This window comes from Paenibacillus phytohabitans (assembly GCF_013141775.1).
In the GTDB taxonomy this organism is placed as follows: domain Bacteria; phylum Bacillota; class Bacilli; order Paenibacillales; family Paenibacillaceae; genus Paenibacillus_AQ; species Paenibacillus_AQ phytohabitans.
Map to the genome: position 1 here is coordinate 104237 of NZ_WHOB01000059.1, position 18922 is coordinate 123158.

Annotated in this window: 19 protein-coding genes; 7 read left to right on the forward strand and 12 right to left on the reverse strand. The window is 53.8% G+C overall.

Annotated elements, in window-relative coordinates:
• Nucleotides 1-77 precede the first annotated feature (77 nt).
• The gene (locus tag GC101_RS18595; protein ID WP_036725228.1) at nucleotides 78-275 is read right to left on the reverse strand and encodes a cold shock domain-containing protein; all 198 of its coding nucleotides are present in this window, start codon (nucleotides 273-275) and stop codon (nucleotides 78-80) included.
• 172 nt (nucleotides 276-447) lie between these two features.
• Here GC101_RS18595 and GC101_RS18600 point away from each other — a divergent pair, with 172 nt between their 5' ends.
• From GC101_RS18600 to GC101_RS18625, 6 genes are all read left to right on the forward strand, one after another.
• The gene (locus GC101_RS18600; protein WP_036702226.1) at nucleotides 448-681 is read left to right on the forward strand and encodes a hypothetical protein; all 234 of its coding nucleotides are present in this window, start codon (nucleotides 448-450) and stop codon (nucleotides 679-681) included.
• 6 nt (nucleotides 682-687) lie between these two features.
• The gene (locus GC101_RS18605) at nucleotides 688-858 is read left to right on the forward strand and encodes a hypothetical protein (RefSeq protein WP_042212004.1); all 171 of its coding nucleotides are present in this window, start codon (nucleotides 688-690) and stop codon (nucleotides 856-858) included.
• A gap of 213 nt (nucleotides 859-1071) precedes the next feature.
• A complete protein-coding gene (pepF, locus tag GC101_RS18610) occupies nucleotides 1072-2862 on the forward strand; it encodes an oligoendopeptidase F (RefSeq protein ID WP_042141004.1) in 1791 nt (596 codons plus the stop codon).
• Nucleotides 2863-2947: 85 nt separating this feature from the next.
• On the forward strand, nucleotides 2948-3268 hold the full coding sequence (locus GC101_RS18615) for a LapA family protein (protein ID WP_171718445.1): 321 nt from the start codon (nucleotides 2948-2950) through the stop codon (nucleotides 3266-3268).
• 27 nt (nucleotides 3269-3295) lie between these two features.
• Entirely contained in the window at nucleotides 3296-4339 is a 1044-nt protein-coding gene (locus GC101_RS18620; protein WP_171718446.1) for a M42 family metallopeptidase, read from the forward strand.
• 173 nt (nucleotides 4340-4512) lie between these two features.
• Nucleotides 4513-5274: a hypothetical protein gene (locus GC101_RS18625; RefSeq protein ID WP_343049754.1), complete on the forward strand. Its 762-nt coding sequence runs from the start codon at nucleotides 4513-4515 to the stop codon at nucleotides 5272-5274.
• 403 nt (nucleotides 5275-5677) lie between these two features.
• On the opposite strand, the gene GC101_RS18630 is transcribed toward GC101_RS18625, so the two are convergent.
• The 11 genes from GC101_RS18630 to hemE form a co-directional block, all read right to left on the reverse strand.
• Nucleotides 5678-5992, reverse strand: a complete 315-nt coding sequence (locus GC101_RS18630) for a hypothetical protein (RefSeq protein WP_171718447.1) — start codon at nucleotides 5990-5992, stop codon at nucleotides 5678-5680.
• Nucleotides 5993-6360: 368 nt separating this feature from the next.
• Nucleotides 6361-6846, reverse strand: coding sequence for a tetratricopeptide repeat protein (locus GC101_RS18635; RefSeq protein ID WP_342423458.1), 486 nt, complete (start codon nucleotides 6844-6846; stop codon nucleotides 6361-6363).
• Nucleotides 6847-7300: 454 nt separating this feature from the next.
• Nucleotides 7301-9244, reverse strand: a complete 1944-nt coding sequence (locus tag GC101_RS18640) for an ABC-F family ATP-binding cassette domain-containing protein (RefSeq protein ID WP_171718448.1) — start codon at nucleotides 9242-9244, stop codon at nucleotides 7301-7303.
• Nucleotides 9245-9300: 56 nt separating this feature from the next.
• Nucleotides 9301-9903 carry a TetR/AcrR family transcriptional regulator gene (locus GC101_RS18645; protein WP_171718449.1) on the reverse strand — a complete coding sequence of 201 codons (603 nt, stop codon included), beginning with the start codon at nucleotides 9901-9903 and terminating at the stop codon, nucleotides 9301-9303.
• Nucleotides 9904-9970: 67 nt separating this feature from the next.
• On the reverse strand, nucleotides 9971-10780 hold the full coding sequence (locus tag GC101_RS18650) for a DUF92 domain-containing protein (protein WP_171718669.1): 810 nt from the start codon (nucleotides 10778-10780) through the stop codon (nucleotides 9971-9973).
• A gap of 25 nt (nucleotides 10781-10805) precedes the next feature.
• Complete coding sequence (locus tag GC101_RS18655; RefSeq protein ID WP_039310261.1) at nucleotides 10806-11429, reverse strand: fumarylacetoacetate hydrolase family protein; 624 nt, start codon at nucleotides 11427-11429, stop codon at nucleotides 10806-10808.
• Nucleotides 11430-11504: 75 nt separating this feature from the next.
• Nucleotides 11505-12236, reverse strand: coding sequence for a glycerophosphodiester phosphodiesterase (locus tag GC101_RS18660; RefSeq protein WP_171718670.1), 732 nt, complete (start codon nucleotides 12234-12236; stop codon nucleotides 11505-11507).
• Nucleotides 12237-12266: 30 nt separating this feature from the next.
• Complete coding sequence (locus GC101_RS18665) at nucleotides 12267-13646, reverse strand: CapA family protein (protein WP_171718450.1); 1380 nt, start codon at nucleotides 13644-13646, stop codon at nucleotides 12267-12269.
• A 188-nt stretch (nucleotides 13647-13834) separates the two neighbouring features.
• Complete coding sequence (gene hemG / locus GC101_RS18670) at nucleotides 13835-15307, reverse strand: protoporphyrinogen oxidase (protein ID WP_171718451.1); 1473 nt, start codon at nucleotides 15305-15307, stop codon at nucleotides 13835-13837.
• Complete coding sequence (gene hemH, locus GC101_RS18675; protein WP_042135693.1) at nucleotides 15304-16257, reverse strand: ferrochelatase; 954 nt, start codon at nucleotides 16255-16257, stop codon at nucleotides 15304-15306. Before hemH ends, hemG begins: the two co-directional genes overlap by 4 nt.
• A 106-nt stretch (nucleotides 16258-16363) precedes the next feature.
• Nucleotides 16364-17425, reverse strand: coding sequence for a uroporphyrinogen decarboxylase (gene hemE, locus GC101_RS18680; protein ID WP_171718452.1), 1062 nt, complete (start codon nucleotides 17423-17425; stop codon nucleotides 16364-16366).
• A gap of 227 nt (nucleotides 17426-17652) precedes the next feature.
• Between hemE and GC101_RS18685 the strand changes: the two genes are divergently transcribed.
• On the forward strand, nucleotides 17653-18873 hold the full coding sequence (locus GC101_RS18685; protein WP_042135690.1) for an MFS transporter: 1221 nt from the start codon (nucleotides 17653-17655) through the stop codon (nucleotides 18871-18873).
• Nucleotides 18874-18922 lie beyond the last annotated feature (49 nt).

Sequence of the window (18922 nt, forward strand, 5' to 3'; positions counted from 1 at the left end):
CTTGTTGCTACTCATGCAAATGCGTGTTGCATCAAATATATATATTGCGGCTGGCAGAAGCTCTGCCTGACCGTATCTTATAATTTAACTACGTTCGCTGCTTGTGGACCACGGTTACCGTCCGTAACATCGAATTCAACCGCTTGGCCTTCATCCAAAGTCTTGAAACCGTCGCCTTGAATTGCTGAGAAGTGAACGAATACATCTTCGCCGCCTTCTACTTGAAGGAAACCATAACCCTTTTCTGCGTTAAACCATTTTACTGTACCTTTCAAATGAACAACCTCCTAAAAATACCGCCATATATGGCGTATGCTTACATTATACTCCATCTATACTTGTAAAGCAATCCATCTTTTCCCTGTATTCGTGATTTAATTTGCTTTTCCCTTCTCCGGTGCGTTATCATTGAGCCAAAAGCCAAAAATCGCCAGGGTGGTAATGATAATGATCAAAAAACATGAAATATACAAAACAGACAAATGGAATATGATGACAGTGGAAGTTCAGGGACGTTATATTATCCTCCGTGAAATTTCCGATCAATGGGGAGAAGAAACACATACCTTCATGAGCCGTCCGGCCATGATGCAGTGGGTCAACAACCGCTTCAACAAAGAGTCCTACAAAGACAATGAAGAAGAGTACAAGAATATCATCGCTGCCTTCAAACAGGTATAAGCGGGAATGAACAATGAGAACCTTGTAATCTATGTAATTGTCGTTCTGTGTCTGGGTGCCGTGCTCGTTATGAGCAAGGACAAGATGCCGCCGCGTCTGAAACGCGGCATGGCCTTAACTGCAGTCATCATGATTGCACTCGCTTTTGTCTTCATTATTTACAGCATGCTCGCATAATTTCACTACAAGTAACTTTAAGATTAATAATCAGGATTTGGCAGGACATACTAAGCCTACTTTAAGATTCAGGAGGCTGCTGTCATGTCGTTTACTTCCAAATCCCTCCCGCTGCTGCTTGTTCTCGGCCTGCTGCCGGGGAATGTGTCCGCAGCAGTGCCGCAAGCCGAGACTATGTCTGCTGCATCCCATCAACCGAGGAGGATTATTTCTATGGAACAATTACCCAAGAGAAGTGAAGTGCCCGCCGAGAACCGCTGGAAGCTTGAAGATATGTTTGCTTCAGAGGAACAATGGGATGCCGAATACAAGGAAGTGAAGGAGCTAATCACAAGCGCCTCTGACTTCCAGGGCAAGCTTGATTCTCCGCAGGCCCTCAAGAAATGCTTCGAGCTGGACGATAAGTTGTCTCTGCTGACTGAACGCCTCTATGTCTATGCGCACATGCGCCAGGATGAAGATACGGCGGCTCCTAAGTATCAGGCACTCTCCTCAAAAGCCAAGAAGCTGGGCGTTGAAGCCGGGGAAGCTCTTTCTTTTGTCACACCGGAAATTCTGGCCCTGCCAAACGAAACACTGGACCAGTTCATTGCCGATCCTTCTCTCTCTGACTACACCTTCACCTTAACGGAAATGAAGCGTGAGAAAGCGCATGTCCTCTCCAAAGCGGAAGAAGCATTGCTCGCTCAGGTGGGCACTCTTGCCCAGGCTCCGCAGACTGTGTTCGGCATGCTGAACAACGCGGATCTGAAATTCCCGAAGGTCAAGAATGAAGATGGCGAGGAAGTTGAGCTCACCCACGGAAGCTACATTCAGTTCCTGGAAAGCCCGGACCGTGAAGTGCGCAAGAATGCCTTCAAAGCGGTCTATGAGACCTACGGCAAGCAAAAGAACACCATCGCTGCTACGCTTAGTGCGAATGTGAACAAGAATGTATTTTACTCGCGCGTGCGCAAATACCCTTCCGTGCTGGAAATGTCCCTCTACGGTGACAATATTCCGAAGGAAGTCTACACTAATCTGATCGACACCATCCATGAGAGCCTGCCGCTGATGCACCGTTATATGAAGCTGCGCCAGAAGCTGCTTGGAGTAGATGAGTTACATATGTACGATTTGTTCGCTCCGCTCGTGGACGAATACAAGCTGAATATTACTTTTGAGGAAGCCAAGAAGATCACTAAGGAAGGCCTTAAGCCGCTCGGCGAGGATTACCTAAGCGTGCTGCAGGAAGGCTACGACAAAAGCTGGATTGACGTTTATGAGAATGAGAACAAACGCACCGGCGCATACAGCTGGGGAGCTTACGGCACCCACCCTTACGTGCTGCTGAATCATAATGACAACCTCAACAGCATGTTCACACTGGCGCATGAAATGGGCCACGCCCTGCATTCCTACTATTCAGACACGACGCTTAAATACCGGGATGCCCAGTACACCATTTTCCTGGCAGAGGTAGCTTCGACCACTAATGAAGCCCTGCTGATGGACTATCTGCTGAACAAGTCGACCGATCCGAAGGAAAAAATGTACCTGCTCACCTATTATGCCGACCAGTTCCGCACTACCGTGTTCCGGCAAACGATGTTCGCCGAATTCGAGAAGATTATTCACCAGCGTGCTGAAGAAGGCGAATCGCTTACTCCTCAGGACCTCTCTGCAATCTACTACGACCTGAATGTGAAGTATTACGGTAAGGATATGGTCGTGGATAAGGATATCGAGATGGAATGGGCGCGGATTCCGCATTTCTATAACAGCTTCTACGTCTACAAATATGCTACCGGATTCTCGGCGGCGACCAGCTTCGCCAAACAGATTCTGGAGGAAGGCAAACCGGCGGTTGACCGTTACCTGGGCTTCCTGAAGAGCGGCGGCAGTGATTATTCCATTAATATCCTGACCAAAGCCGGCGTCGATATGTCTTCACCTGAACCGATCCGCGAAGCAATGAGCGTCTTTGAAAGTGTGATTGAACAGATGGAACAGTTGACCAAGTAAGGCAGAAAGCTTAGTATTACAGTAATCCCTTGCCCTTTGCGGGCAGGGGATTTGTATTGTCAATATGGCCCGAGGAGGAAGTACTATGAAATTTCAATGGTCACTTATATTAGGTTTATTCTTTGCACTGCTGACCGCTGTTTTCGCAGTCATGAACGTGGATACGGTACCGGTTAATTTCGGCTTCGACGTTGTCAGCATCCCGCTTATTCTGGTCATTCTTGGCTGCGCGCTGATCGGCGGCGTTGTTGTAGGTTCCTACGGGATTTTCCGCCAATATAAGCTGCAGAAGCAGATTAAAAGCTTGAACGCAGAGCTGACCAAGCTCCGTGATGCAGGCAATGCCATGGATTCTCTGACTGTCCCTAATGATGTCCTCTCTACAGAAGGATCAGCCCAGGTATAACCATACACCGAATAGGAGGAACACCCCTTGCTTAACATTCAGCCTAATGAAGAATATATCCTTACCCTGCTCAAAAAACTGCTCGACACCCCCAGTCCCAGCGGCTTCACCGCCCAGGTGATGACTCTTGTGGCCGAAGAAGCGGCTGCACTGAATATTCCGCTGAGCTGGAATGAGAAAGGCGGGGCGATCCTGACTGTTCCCGGACTTGATCCTTCGCGTACCATCGGGATCAGTGCCCATGTAGATACACTGGGCGCCATGGTCCGCTCCATTAAACCAAACGGCTCCCTGCGCTTAACCTCTGTCGGCGGATTCAGCATGCAGAGTATCGAGAATGAGTACTGCACGATTCATACGCGCAGCGGATTAACCTACACCGGTACAATCCTGAGCAGCCACCCTTCCGTGCATGTGTATGCCGATGCGCGCGATTTCAAACGCGTAGAAGAGAACATGGAAATTCGTATTGACGAAATGGTCTCGACCAAAGACGATGTGCTAAAGCTGGGCATTGCTGTGGGTGATTTCATTTCTTTTGACGCCCGTGCGGTATTGACGCCAAGCGGTTATGTGAAGTCCCGTCATCTCGATGACAAAGCCAGCGTAGCGGCCATCTTCGGCCTCCTGGAGAGCATCCGGCGCGAAGGCTGGAAGCCGCTCCATAACCTGTCCCTATTGATCTCCAATTACGAAGAAGTCGGACACGGTGCAGCCTGGATTCCAAGCGGAATTAACGAGATGATCGCAGTGGATATGGGCGCTATGGGTGATGATCTGAGCTGCAAGGAGACCGATGTCTCCATCTGTGCCAAAGACTCCTCCGGACCTTATGACTATGCCATGACCAGCAAGCTGATTGAGCTCGCGAACGGGCTGGCCATTCCTTTTGCAGTAGATATCTATCCGCAGTATGGCTCCGATGCCTCAGCGGCGCTGCGTGGCGGGAACAACATCCGGGCCGCGCTGATCGGTCCGGGCGTGCATGCCTCCCACTCTATGGAGCGTACACACAAGCAGGCCGTGCTGAATACAGCTAAGCTGCTTGCCGCTTATGTTGGGGCGCACTGAACTAGAGAAATGGCTGCAGAGTTTGCGGAGAGCTTAGGCTGTGCGGACTGAATCATGGAGACTTTGAAGGCTATTAGACATGCTGCGGAGTTTGCGGAGGGATGCTTGTGTCGGCGCGATTTGAGTTTGGGGGATGGCTGCAGAGTTTGCGGGGGCATCGCAGGTGGTGGATTGTGGTTACCACAGTTGTCCTGCTGGTGTTGTTTGCGGTCATCCTGGCTGCGCTTAGGCTGACGGATGATGATGAGCATGAGGTCTTTGACGGCCTCCCTCATAGTTACACCTATGCGGAGAGTTCAGGCGAGATTCAACTGCATATGATGGCGGTGAAGCCGGAGGATATTGTGCTGCGGCGCGCAGGGCAGCCGCTGCGACAGATTGCCGCCTATGGGATCAATGGCGGCTTCTTCTATGGCGATGACCTGCTGTCCATCGCCATCATGAACGACGTGCCGGTGAACGGCGCACCGCAGGGCTACGGCTCCGGCTGGTTCAACGCGAAGTACGAGCGTGGAACCCTGGTGTGGGATGGAGCCGCGGGAGCGTTCAGCGTACAGGTCGTTGCCTCCGGCGGCGACCTGGCGGTAAGTGACCGCGGCAATTACTGGGCGCAGGGCGGGATCAGCATGAACCTGCAGCATGAAGAGCTGTGGGCAGCTGCGGCGGCCGCAGAGCATCTTCCCTTTGAGGGCGAGCGGCGCCTGCGCTCCGGGCTGGTCTACGACCAGTCCGGCAAGCTGTGGCTGCTCGTCACGAATTCGCTCTGCACGGCGGCGGAGTTCCGCACCGCTGTGCAGCGGGCCGTCCCCGGCGAGGGACGGGAAGGGATCTTCCTCGACGGAGACGGTTCATCGCAGATGAACGCTGACGAGGTGGTGCTGACCGGCGACTCGCGGCCGGTCGTGCAGATGATTGCCGTGGCGGGCTGGAAATAACCGGGGCCCCGGGGGCTATACCCGGGCACTGACCTTCCTGCTCGCCACAGCGCTTAAACCTATGCTATAACACCAAAGAGTGCTGTGCCAGTTCTATTCATAACTGGCACAGCACTCTTTCTGTTAACTGAATAAGATCAGCTGAACTAAGGAAAGTATCTGCGAGAGACACGTACACCTTTTTTCACTATAGAATAATAATTCCCGGGTGAAGAGGACTGAAAATCCGCTATTTGAGGCAGATCCAGCAGATTCGCTGTCCAAGCGGACTCAGTGCCCTTATATGACCGATTATGCCTCATTTCGGGCTTAAATGAATAAGATAACGGAAACTCAGTCCGCTTCACTCTCAGGTTTGATTTATTAACAACTGATCCTACAGTAGAATGTAATGTTTTGAAATTTACCGGGATGGCACAAGTTCAATTTGCGGTGTATCCCCGTTCTTATAGACCGGAATGAGCTGCACGGGGCTTTTGCCAGAGTCAACTACAGCTATAGTCAGATTCTGTTCTGAAGCTTCCTCATGCCTCCGGGACAGCTTATTATCAGTTGAAATAGGGTGAGCTATAACTGGTGCAGAGCTATTATTGTAATATTTGAGCGCCTCTTCATTATGTTCACTGGCTTCATTGGGCGCATCAGGCCTTCCGATGAAGAAAACAGCAGAAACAAACAAAACACTTAAGCCTATATCTCTGAGCCGTATGTTCATCATTCACGCCTCCGCAACAATAGATTAAAGCCACAATTATTCTATATTTAAGCACATATACACAAGAACATTCTACCATAAATTTACTATATAAGACGCACTTAGGATTTGGATTTGAAGCTTAGTCGTCACTGCGGTGAACCTTTAGACTTCCGGCCGCCGCCCGCCCCCAGATTTCTTGATGTTTACCGCTGTTCGCGATGGATATCCGGTGACTGATTATGCTTCTTTCGCTTTTTGTTATTTTTTTAGTGCGTCTTATATAGTACATAGCTATTCCGGGGAAATCTAATGTTGTATTTCCGTCTACAGCGCAAAAAGAAACCCGGCCTCTGAACTTCAGGTGCCGGGTTTCCTATTACGCGTTCATATCACCATACCTGCTCCAGCTTATCTGCATAGAACATAATAGCCTTACTGTAACTATGAATACCTGCATCGGCAGAGGTTTCGGACAACAGCTTAAGCAGCAGCTCCATCGCCTCTGCATGCGCACCCAGATTATGCAGTGTCATGGCGAGGAAAGCTTTGAACTCCGCACGATGCGGAAATTCAAGCACACCTTGCTCCAGTAGCTCCCGGGACTGTGAGTACGCCCCAAGCGTCCGGTACGTGCTTCCCAGTCCCAGCATTGCGCCTGCCTTCTGCTCCTCATCCGGAAGACCATGAGCAAGACTCTGCTCATAATAGGACACGGCCTCGCGTTCCATGCCGAGCACATCATGTGTCCAGGCCAGCTGATAGTACAGCTCGGCATTGCTGTCATCCGCTGACAGCAGCTGAAGCAGCATGACTCTCGCTTCCTCCGCTTGTCCGGAGGTCCGCAGCGCTATGGCAGCCTCAATTGTAATTGTCACTGGCAGCGTCCTCCTTCTTATGATTTAACTCTGACAGGGAAAATTAATAACTATATAACCGCTCTTTAGATAACAACCCTTCAAGTTACCGGCCAGTTGCTGAGAGACTGGCGGAGATACGACAATCGTCAATTCCCCACACTTGATCCGTTGCAGGCTAAATTGAAACTTCTTAGAGTTATGAAGCAGCAGCGCGGACATAAATGTTGTACGTTTTGCAACTTTGATTCATGAATAACCAGTTGTTCAGGAGGATTGTTGTACAAAATACAAGAATAATCCTGCCAAGCCGCTTGAAAAAGTTGTAATCCTGCCTTTTATACAACAATCGGGGATTTGGGCCGATAAAATGAGGGAAATGTTGTATTTTGGGCAGGATTGTATATCGCAACGAAGGAGAGCAGCAGAGATAGGTTTGTCACAACCTCAACCCAGCCCCGCAGCGCTGCAAAACTCACGCCTTACCCGCGATCTTCTCCGCCAGCTCATTCAGATACGTCCAGCGCTCCATCAGGCGCTCCAACTCCGCTTCGGCCTGCCGCTGCTTATCCACTAGCTCCTGCAGCTTACCGGAGTCGGCAAAGGCCGCCTCCATCTGTGCCGAGATATCTACGAGATGCTGCTCGGCCTGTTCGATGGCCTCGTCGATGCCCTCGTATTCCTTCTGCTCCTTGAAGGTGAATTTCAGCTTCTCGCGTGACGGCGCGGCTGCTGGCGCATTCCCGCTCTGCTCTACAGGTGCAGTAGTACTGCGGCCTCCAGCGCCTTCAGACTTGCCTGAGCCCCCACTGCCGGAAGGTACGTTCTTTGCCAGCCATTCTTCGTATTCACTATAGTCACCGACATGCAGCCGGATCGATCCGTCCTCGAAGGCAATCAGCTTATCTATGGTACGGTCCAGGAAGTAACGGTCATGCGATACGGTAAAGACTACGCCGGGGAATTCATCCAGATAGTCCTCCAGCACGGCCAGCGTTCCGATATCCAGATCATTCGTCGGCTCATCCAGCAGCAGTACATTCGGCGCTCCCATAAGCACGCGCAGCAGGTAGAGGCGTCTCTTCTCGCCGCCGGACAGCTTGGAGATCGGGGTCCACTGCATCGCCGGCGGGAAAAGGAACCGTTCCAGCATCTGCCCGGCGGTGATGACACTGCCATCGGCAGTCTTGATGATTTCCGCTTCTTCCTTCACATACTCAATTGCGCGCATGCTGAGATCCATATCCTGATGCTCCTGGGTGAAATAGCCGAGCTTCACGGTTGTCCCCAGCTGAACCTCGCCGCTGTCCGGCGTAAGCTGTCCGGCGATCAGGTTGAGCAGGGTCGACTTCCCGCTGCCGTTCTTGCCGACAATGCCCACCCGGTCCTGTGGCACCGCGATATAGGTCAGGTCCTTAATCAGGGTCCGCCCGTCCATGGATTTCGTGAGATCCTGGATCTCGATGATTTTGCGGCCCAGCCTGGTGGAGGCCACGGAAATATCCATCGAGGCTGATGAAGCGCCGCCTGTACTCTCCTTCAGCTTCTCGAAGCGGTCGATACGCGCCTTCTGCTTCGTGGATCGTGCTTTGGCACCCCGGCGGATCCACGCCAGCTCGGTGCGGAGCAGATTCTTGCGCTTCTGCTCCGCCGAGGCTTCGCGCTCTTCGCGGTCAGCCTTCAGCTCCAGGAAGCGGGAGTAGTTCGCTTCATAGCGGTACAGGCTCCCTCCATCCAGCTCCAGCATTACGCTGGCTACGCGCTCCAGGAAATAACGGTCATGCGTAACCATCAGCAGCGCCCCGCGCCGTTTCTGCAAATATTGCTCCAGCCAGGCTACGGAATCCGTATCGATATGGTTGGTAGGCTCATCCAGAATCAGCAGCTCTGAAGGCGTGATCAGCGCTGCTGCAAGCGCTACACGCTTGCGTTGGCCGCCGGAGAGGTTCTCCATCAGGGCATCAAATTGTGTAATTCCAAGCTTGGTCAGAACAATCTTGGCTTCACTCTCCAGCTGCCAGGAGCCGGTGGCATCAATGGCCTGCCCGATCCGCACAAGTCTGGCTTCCAGCCCGGAATCACCCGGCTTCTGCTCCAACAGAGACATAATCTCCATGTACTCCCGCATCGTGGCCAGCTCCGGATCATCTCCGGCAAACACCTGCTGCAGCACGGTATTACCAGGCTCATACGGCGGATTCTGCGCCAGATACTGCACACGCACGTCATTGCCGATGGCAATCTGTCCGGCGTCCGGTGTATCCAGCCCGGCGATAATCTTCAGAAAGGTCGATTTACCCGTTCCGTTGACACCAATGACGCCAATCTTGTCCCTGTCGTCCATGCCAAAGGATGCATCAAGGAATAATGTTTTCTCCCCGTAACTCTTGGAGAGGTGTTCCACGGTCATAATATTCATCAGTTGTCCTCGCTTGCCTTATATTTATAAACCAGGTCTGGCAGTATCTCTTAGGATTATTCAGACGGAAGGTCACCGAGTGCCGAATTCAAGCTGCCCAGCGCCCCTGTGATGAAGAGGTTCGCAGCAAACTTTGCCCGCTTATCCGCATCTTCTTCCGCAAAGCCGGGGTTAAACAGGATATCCATCTTCAGACGGTCCAGCATACCGATATAAGACTGCGCCATCAATTCCGGCTCGGATGCCCCGCCTTCCAGCAGCACCTTTACTACCGCCTGCATATAGGCTTCCATGAACTGCGCCATATAGTCTACCAGCTCAGGATTATTATTGGGTGCCCGGAAGAACAGCTTCGTATGCTGCTTGCGTTCATAATAATAGAACAGATGGTGCTCGGCAATAACGGAGAGCTTATCCGCCAGTCTGGAGCAGGTGCCCAGCTTGCCTTCAAGCTGCTCCAGGAACCCTTCACAATCCCGGCGGGTTACCGCCATGAACAGCTCTTCTTTGCTTTTAAAATATAAATAGACCGTGCCCTTGGCAATTCCGGCCCGCTCTGCCACTTCCGACATCTTCGTTTCGTAGAAGCCGCCTGAACCGAAAAGCTCGTAAGCGGCATCCAGAATAGCTGCATGTTTGTGTACGGATGCGCTGCTCAACGGTTCACCTCCCAACCTTGTATAATAAAATTGTAGCCGGATAACGTAACTAAGGCCCGCCTATCTCCTATCCCGCTCCTATGTAGCTGGCCAGCAGGGCCACCACGCCGCCTATAATTGAACTTACAGCATTCACAGTATCATTGTCCATCCAGCGCCAGCCCCGGGCGTACACGGTCGGCTTACCGCAGTGCATCGAGGCTTCCACCTCGCGGCCGCAGACCGCGCAGCGGTTCATCCGCTGCACGGTTGCCCCCAGCACCGAGTCGGCAAAAGCTCCGGCAAGTCCGCCCAGCAGTCCCGCCAGCACCAGCGTAAGCAGAGAATGCGGCGGCATGCCGGAGGCTGCCCGCAGCAGCCAGGAGGCCGCGCCGATCAGCGCACCCCCGGCAGCGGCGGCCAGCGTGCCCGGGAGCGATACGCCGCCGGAGGTGCCCGCCTGCAGCACCTTCCCGGTCAGTACAGACCGGGGAGGCCGCTTAGCGAGCGTCCCAATCTCTGTTGCCCATGTATCGGAGGTCACGGTAGCCATGACTCCGATAAACAGAAAGCCCCAGATTTCCAGCGGATAAATCGCGTTAAGCAGCACCAGCAGCATGCCAAGTCCGCCGTTGGCGAAGACCTGGCCGGCATCCCGGCGCCCTGTTTTATCATAGGTGGCCTCAAGCTCGGCCTTATTCTCATGATGAAGCTTCGACAGCAGGCTGGAGGAGATGAAGAACAGCAGCAGAATGCCGAACCAGAAGGCATTGCCTGCCCCAAAGTAGATCGTCCCCATCACAATCGCCGCCAGCATGCCCGAGAGGCTCAGCGACTGCTTCCAGTAAGCGGCCCCGGCGACCAGCAGCGCACCGCAGGCCCCGATCAGCCATTGCAGCACTTCAAGTCCTGATAGCATCGCCCTAACCGATCAGGCAGGTGCCCATTAGCGTATCGCCCCAGAACAGCTCGAACGAATCGCCGGGCACTACAGGTCCCACGCCAGCAGGAGTTCCGGTGAAGATGATATCATCCTTGCCGAGCCCGTAGCGGGAGGCAATGAATTCAACAATTTTTTGCAGCGAGAAAATCATGTTCTGCACGTTCCCGCGCTGGACCTCAATTCCGTTCTTGCGGACGGTGAAATCCGTTGCTTCCAGCTCCTCCTGTTCCGGAAATGCAATGTAGGGAGTCAGCGGAGCCGCATTCTTGAAGCCCTTGGCCGGTGTCCAGGGCAGGCCTTTTTTCTGCAGATCATTATGCACATCACGGAGCGTGAAGTCGAGGCCCAGCGCCATCACATCCACCAATTCCTCCACACTCATCCCCGGTACGTAATCACGCGCAATACGCAGCACCAGCTCACCTTCATAATGGATCAGTCCCGCATCTTTGGGCAGATGGATGATCGCTTTATCAAGCGCAACAGCAGCATGCGACGGCTTCAGGAAGATCAGCGGCTCGGCCGGCACCTGATTGCCGAGTTCCTCCGCATGTAATTTATAATTGCGTCCCACACAGTACACATTATTGACCGCTCTACTCATTGATCGTTCAGCTCGCTTTCTTCTCAGATTATTAGAATGAATAGATCGTTTAAATGGATTAGTCTATATCCTAAGTCAGGCCTGCAGAAAGATATCGCCCCAAATATCCGGGCGGTTCGTACAGATCATGATATCCGAATGCATGGCGGACAAGCGCCGCATCTCCTTAGCTTTATTCACTGTCCAGGCCATGATCTTCACGCCCCGTTCAGCCAGGGATTTCGCCAGAACCGGGCTAAGCCGGTCGGAGCTGATGGATAAGAAGGAGCAGCCCAGCTCATTCAGCTTTTTGGCCGGATCGCCGGACCTGGAATCATAGATCAGACCGGTACGGAACCGCGGGTCCAGCTCCTTAATCCGCTGCAGCACACCGGCGTCGAAGGAGGTCAGCACCACATCCTCGCGCATTCCCATGGTATTCACCAGATCGATGACCGCTTGCTCAAGGCCAGGGTACATCTCCCCGCTGGTCTTCAGCTCAATGTTAAGCCGCAGTCTGCCTGAAGCCAGGCTGAGCACTTCTTCCAGGGAGGGCACCCGTTCTCCGCGAAAAGCACGCCCTTTCCAGCTCCCCGCATCCAGACGCCGTATATGTTCATAATCCATGTTCTTCACCTTGCCGTGTCCATTGGTCGTGCGGTCCAACGAATAATCATGGATGACCACAGGCACGCCGTCCTTCGTCAGCTGCACATCAATCTCCATCCACCGCACAAAAGGCAGGGCAATCGCCATCCGGACGGCCGCCAGCGTATTCTCGGGGGCTTTGCCGGAAAATCCGCGGTGGGCGACACACATGTTATTCATCATCATTGGCACCTCCAGCAGAAGTAGGATTTATTGGGCCGACTGCACAACGGTACCATCATTGCGGATCTTCACCAGACCGGAAGATAAGGATTCCACCTTATGCAGCAAAAGCTGTCCGTCCGCCTCATTCATCGGCACCGGTTGTCCCAGCTCAGCATCCATCGGACTCAGCTTAAGGGAACATTGTCCCTCCTTGCTGCATTCCGCCTGGAATACAGCCGTCTCCCAGGTTGCCGGAAGACTGGAACGTGTGAAGATAAAGTTGCCTGTGCTGTAGGCAATCCATTTCCCTTTGTAAGGCTCAATCCCCTGCAGCACATGCGGATGTCCGCCCATCACCAGATCGGCTCCCGCATCGATAAAGCTATGCCCCAGCGTCTGCTGGGTCTTGTCATATTGCTCCATCCGCTCCTTGCCCCAATGGACAACGACTACGACAAGATCGGCTTGTTGCTTGGCAGCGGCAATGGCCTTGAGTGCTTCTGCGCTGTCATAGACAGAGGCGAGGCCCGGCTTGCCTGCTTCGGCCTTCCATTCGATCACCGGCATCACCCGTGTGAACCCGAGCAAGGCTATTTTGATACCCTGCCGCTCAAAATACTGCGCAGAGTAAGCTTCCTTGCTGTTCTTTCCTGCTCCGACATAGGGAATGCCCCGCTTGCTCAGGTGCTTCAGGGTATCCTGCAAGCCCTCTTCCCCCTGATCCAGCGTGTGGTTATTAGCCAAATTGACCGCATCTACGCCAGCTGATTTCAGTGCATCCAGCGCTTCGGGGGCACCCTTGAATACAAATTGCTTGTTCGCGGCACCTACACCGCCAGTAGTGATCGGCGTCTCCAGGTTGACCACGGTCAGATCATCCTTTTTGAACATTCCGTCAAGTGCACTGTAAGAATAATCGTACCCTTTCTTCTGCAGCAGCTCCGCTACCTTACCGGCAAAGATAACATCTCCGGCAAAATTCAGCTTCACCGTACCGCCGGAAGAGTTCTCCGGCAAGCCTGATATCAGGCCGCCAGGATTGCCCGTTGTCGCTTGGGGTTCAGCCGTTGCCGCTTCCTTAACTGTAGGAACAGGCGTAATCACGGCTTCCGCAGTCTCCGTAGGCAGCGCAGTGGTCTCCGGTGTTGCTTCTGGTGTTGGCTCCGGACTGGATGTAGCCTCTGCTGTAGGTGCCACCTCCATAGGAGCTGCCGCTGTTGCAGAAGCTTCAGACGAAGGTGACGGCTCAGTCACTACTACCGGAGGAGCTGAACTCTCCTTATCTTTGTTATCCATGAAAGAATAGGCCAGCAGGCCGGTTATCATCAGAAGCAACACTACATTAAACCATGCCCAGACCGTTCTGCGCCTCTTTTTGCTGCTATGTTTCTTGCTCTGTCTACTGCGTGACCTCGGCGGATACATGAGTACTGGTAATCTCCTTTACCCTTAAAGTGTTTCTATTATAGCATATCTCTTCCGTGTCGCTCCAAAGTAACCCATAGTCTTCCCGCCCCGCGGAGCGTGGCCTTGGCTTCAATGATTATTCCGGCACTTTATAAATTCCCTAATAAAAAAGGGTGAAGCGCCACTGCTCCGCTCCACCGCTTCCGTTATACCGTTACAGCCGCCGGTTCCGGCAGCTTCTCTAAATGGGCTGCAGCAGTCTCAGCCGTAAGCTTCGCCTGCTTAATGCAGTCCGGCATGCCGATGCCGTCATAGCCGGCGCCAAAAGCATACACACCCGGCAGCTTCTCCTCCAGCTCACTTCGCAGGCCGGCGATCCGGCCGGGATGGCCTACCGGATATTGCGGCATGGAATGCCTGAGCCGGGTAATCTCTGTGAACAGCGGCGCTGCAGTGATCCCCATAATTTCCTTCAGGTCTTTGCGCACCAGTTCAGCCAGCGCCTCATCCGGCAGGTCTACATTCTGTTCATCCCCCGACCGTCCGACGTAACAGCGCAGCAGTACCTTATCATCCGGGCTGGTATGCAGCCATTTCGTAGAAGTCCAGGTACAGGCCGTGATGTTACGCCCCTCTTTGCGGGGGACCAGGAATCCGGATCCGTCATATTCGGTAACGATATCCTTCTTGTTAAACGCCATGACCACATTAGCCACTGACACATAATTGACAGCATCCAGCGCGGATACATCCACATGCGGACGCAGCAGCTCTGCGGCAGCGAAATTCTGCACGGTTACATAGATATCATCAGCTTGCAGCAGTTCACCGTTGTCCAGCTCCACCTCATAGCGCGGTGCAGCAGAGGCCTCAACGGATATCCCCGCCCCACTCCGTACTTTGATAGACACCGCTCCCGTTCCGGTCCGCTGCTGGGCATCCTGCAGATCATGGATCAGGGCATGCACCAGGCTCTGCAGCCCCTGACGGAAAGTCAGGAACGCGCTTTTTTTGGTTCCGGTATGGGTCTCCGCCGGCTTCCTGCCGGTCGTCATCCCGCGGATCAGACTGCCGTACTGGCGCTCGACCTCGCCGAACTGCGGAAAAGTGGCCTGGAGGCTGATCTTGCGCATATCACCGGCATAAATACCGGCGAGCAGGGGCTCGGTCATATTCTCCAGCACCTCTGTGCCCAGACGCCGCTCGATCAGGTCACCGAGTGATTCATCCTCGGAGCTGCGGCGCGGCGGAAGTACGAAATCCATCATCGCCCGCATTTTACCGCCGAAGGAGACGAGGCCGCTCTTCAGAAACGGCCTTAGCTCCGTAGGAATCCCCAGAACAAGCCCTGCGGGCATCGGGTGGAGCTTGCCTCGCTGCAATATGTAAGTCTTCTTGGCATTCGGATTCGTGGTCACCAGCTCGTGATCCAGCTCCAGCTCTCTGGCCAGATCAACCATGGCTGTTTTGCGGGCCAGGAAGGAGTCCGGGCCTTTCTCAATGACAAAGCCGTCACGGTGCAGGGTCTCGATTTTGCCGCCAAGGCATTTATCCTTCTCAATCAATATAATTTCCGGCTGAATCCCGGCTTCCCGGTAAAACTTGCGGACGTAGTAAGCGGCACTGAGGCCGCTGAGGCCTCCGCCGATAATTACTACCTTGCGCGGTGAACCGCTCATGATTGCTTCACCTGTAACTGCCCGGCCTTCGTACGCACCACATCGCTAAGCACAGACATATACGCCGGATCGCTGTTCAACGAATCAATCCGCAGCAGCCGCATATCCAGCTCTGAAGCCAAGGCCTGTGCCTCAATATCCAGATCGTACAGGACCTCTAAGTGGTCAGATACGAAGCCTATGGGAGCGGAGAGCACATATTTCACCTGAGCTTCGGCCAGCTCACGCAGCGTATCCAGAATATCCGGACCCAGCCACGGCTCTGCAGTTCTGCCCGCGCTCTGCCAGGTGAACTGCCAGGACTCCACACCTGCCTGATCGGCAATGGCTTTGGAGGTTTCCAGCAGTTGGTCACGGTACGGATCGCCCATAGCCAGAATGCGTTCCGGCAGGCTGTGTGCGCTGAACAGTACACGTACTTCATCCCTCGCTGCTCCGGTTTCCTCGAATTCATCCAGCTTCGCAGTCACCCGGCGGCTAAGCACATCGATTAGCTCCGGATGCATATGGTAACTCTCGACAAATTCCATATTAATTCCGCAGGCATCCGCTTTTTCCTTGGCCCGCTTGATATAGGTTCCAACGCTCATCACCGAGTAATGAGGGGCCAGCACAATGCCTATCGCCTGGGTAATCCCATCCCGGACCATCGCCTCCACACCATCTTCAATGAAAGGTCTGGCATGCTTCAGCCCCTGGTAGCAGACATACTGAATCTGCCCGCTGTTCAGCTTGGCCTGCAGGGCCTCCACCTGGCGGTCTGTATTCTCCCTGAGCGGGAACACGCCTCCTACAATGGCTTCGTAGCGGTCCTTCAGCTCTTTCAGCTGTTCAGCGGAAGGTGCATTGCCTCTGCGGATATGCGTGTAATACGCCTCCACATCCTCCAGACTTTCAGGCGTGCCGTACGACATCACGAGTACTCCAATTTTGGTGGTCACGGTTTCCATCCCCTTTTACGAATAATGTCCTGCGCCTGCTCATTTCAAAATTCCATTGTGCTCATAAAAAACAAAGAGAGCAGCAATTGCTGCTATCTCATGTACCTTGCTTTAATTACGCGAGCGGTCCTGCTGCCTGTTTCAATGCCGCTGCCGAATACTCATGTACATAATCCGTTAATTCCTTAAGTGTGTCCAATGATGCTTCAGGAAATAATCCATGGCCCAGATTAAAAATATATCCCGGCTGTCTGATGCCTTCATCGATCAGTTCTTTCGCCCGTTCTTTCAATACGTCCATTGGTGCGGTCAGCAGATAAGGATCCAGATTGCCTTGAATCGCGAATCCTCCGCCCGTTCTGCGTCTGCCTTCGGTCAGGCTTACGCGCCAGTCCAGTCCGATTACATCGGCCTGCAGCCTGGCCAGGCTGGGGAGCAGCTCCCCTGAGCTGACTCCGGGGAAGTAAATCTTCGGCACGTCCAGATCAGACAGCTCGGCAAAAATCCGGGTAATCGTCGGCAGCACATAGGTTTCGAAGTCACGCGGGGCCAGAGACCCCACCCAGCTGTCGAACAGCTGGAACGCCTTGCCGCCGCTTGCGACATGGGCGCGAAGATATGCGATAACCATATCGCCCAGCTTCTCCATCAGCTTCTCCCACACGCGGGGCTGGCTGAACATCATTTCCTTGGTGCGGTGATAGCTCTTGGAGGGCCTGCCTTCAATCAGATAGCTGGCGATGGTGAAAGGCGCTCCTGCAAAAGTGATCAGCGGCACGTCCAGCTCTTTGTCGAGGAGGGCAATCGTCTCCAGAATGTGGCCCAGATCCCCTTCCACATCAATCGGCTTCAGCCGGTCGACATCCGCCGCCGAGCGGATCGGATTCTCAATGACCGGGCCGATATTCTTCACGATGTCGAAGTCCACGCCAAGGGAAGCTATAGGATTCATAATGTCGGAATACAGGATGGCCGCGTCCACACCCAGCTTGCGCACAGGCATCAAGGTTACTTCAGCTGCAAGCTCCGGCTGTCTGCAGATCTCCAGCAGCGAGTATTTCTCCTTGATTTTACGGTACTCGGGATCATAACGGCCGGCCTGCCGCATGTACCATACGGGAACGTGCTCCGTGCTCTGCTGTCTGCAGGCGCGGATAAAAGTGTCGTTGTAGGTCATGATAAGATCTCCATTAGATTTGATAGGTTACTGTGAAAACACATATCATTATTATGCCCCTTTTGCCAGCGGGTAACAACCGCTTCACCCTTAAGGGAATGACAATCCCATGACATTACTATGACAAGTGTTGCACTGCACGGCTAAAAAACTATGATATACTGATATAATGTCAATTTTTCGTGAACTATTTATCCCTGAATCCCCTGAAAGGAAGTGAAAGCACTTTGAAGAATTGGGAGACCTGGAAAGTCAACCTCATGGTGCTTTGGTTTGGCCAGTTTCTGGTGAATGCCGGCATGACTATGATTACCCCTTTTCTGTCCCTTTATCTCGCTAAAGACCTGGGTGTGACCGGAGATCACGCGATCGGGATGTGGGCCGGACTTATTTTTGCCGCAAACTTCTTGACCTCGTTCATCTTTCAGCCCCTGTGGGGCAAGCTTGCCGACAAATACGGCCGCAAAATCATGCTGCTGCGCTCCAGCTTCGGTATGGCAATTGTCATCGTGCTGATGGGCTTCGCGCAGTCCCCGATGCAGCTGCTGCTGCTCCGCCTGCTAAACGGAACCATCTCCGGCTTCAATCCCGCCTCCATCGCATTGGTCTCGGGAACCACCCCGAAGCCGCGTATGGGCTTCGCGATGGGACTGATGCAGTCCGGCGCTGTAGCGGGTACAATTCTCGGTCCGCTGATCGGCGGATTGCTGGCGGATTGGATCGGGTTCCGCCCGATCTTTTATGTCGTGGGTGCGCTCTTGTTCGTCGCCTCCCTGCTGGCGTTATTCCTGGTCAAGGAGAAATTCGACCGGGTGGAGGCTGCGCAGGTGCCGCAGGTCTCTGTGCTCGAAGGCTTCAAGGAGCTGGCTAAGGTTCCGCAGCTGCCGGCACTGTTCGGCGTAACGTTCCTGCTGCAGTTCGCCATGATCAGCCCGATGTCGCTGCTGCCGCTCTACGTGGAGAAGCTGCACGGCTCCGCTGTGAATATTGCCTTCTGGGCAGGCATGGTCAGTGCCGTCACCGGTATTTCGAACATGCTGGCTTCTCCGCTGCTCGGCAAGCTCAGCGACAAGGTCGGCGCCCACCGGATACTGACCTATGCGCTGATTGGCGCGGCGCTGTTCCTGATCCCGCAGGCCTTCGTGACCAGCGTGTGGCAGCTGATCCTCGTCCGCTTCCTGATGGGTGTCTTCATGGGCGGCCTGCTGCCGAGCGTCAACGCCCTCATCCGCTCCTATACGCCCGACGGCAAGGAGAGCCGGGCCTTCGGCTTCAACAGCAGCACACTGGCGCTCGGCAACATGCTGGGCGCGGTCATCGGCGGCTTCCTGTCCGGATATATCGGGATCGAAGGGCTGTTCATCATCTCCGGCGCGTTCCTGCTGATTAATACGGTCTGGGTAAGGCTCAAGTTATATAAGAAGACAGAACCCAGGTTGTTCCGTTAGCAGACCTTGGTATGCGTGGAGCGTATGGGCTCAGCCTGCAGAGGACAGG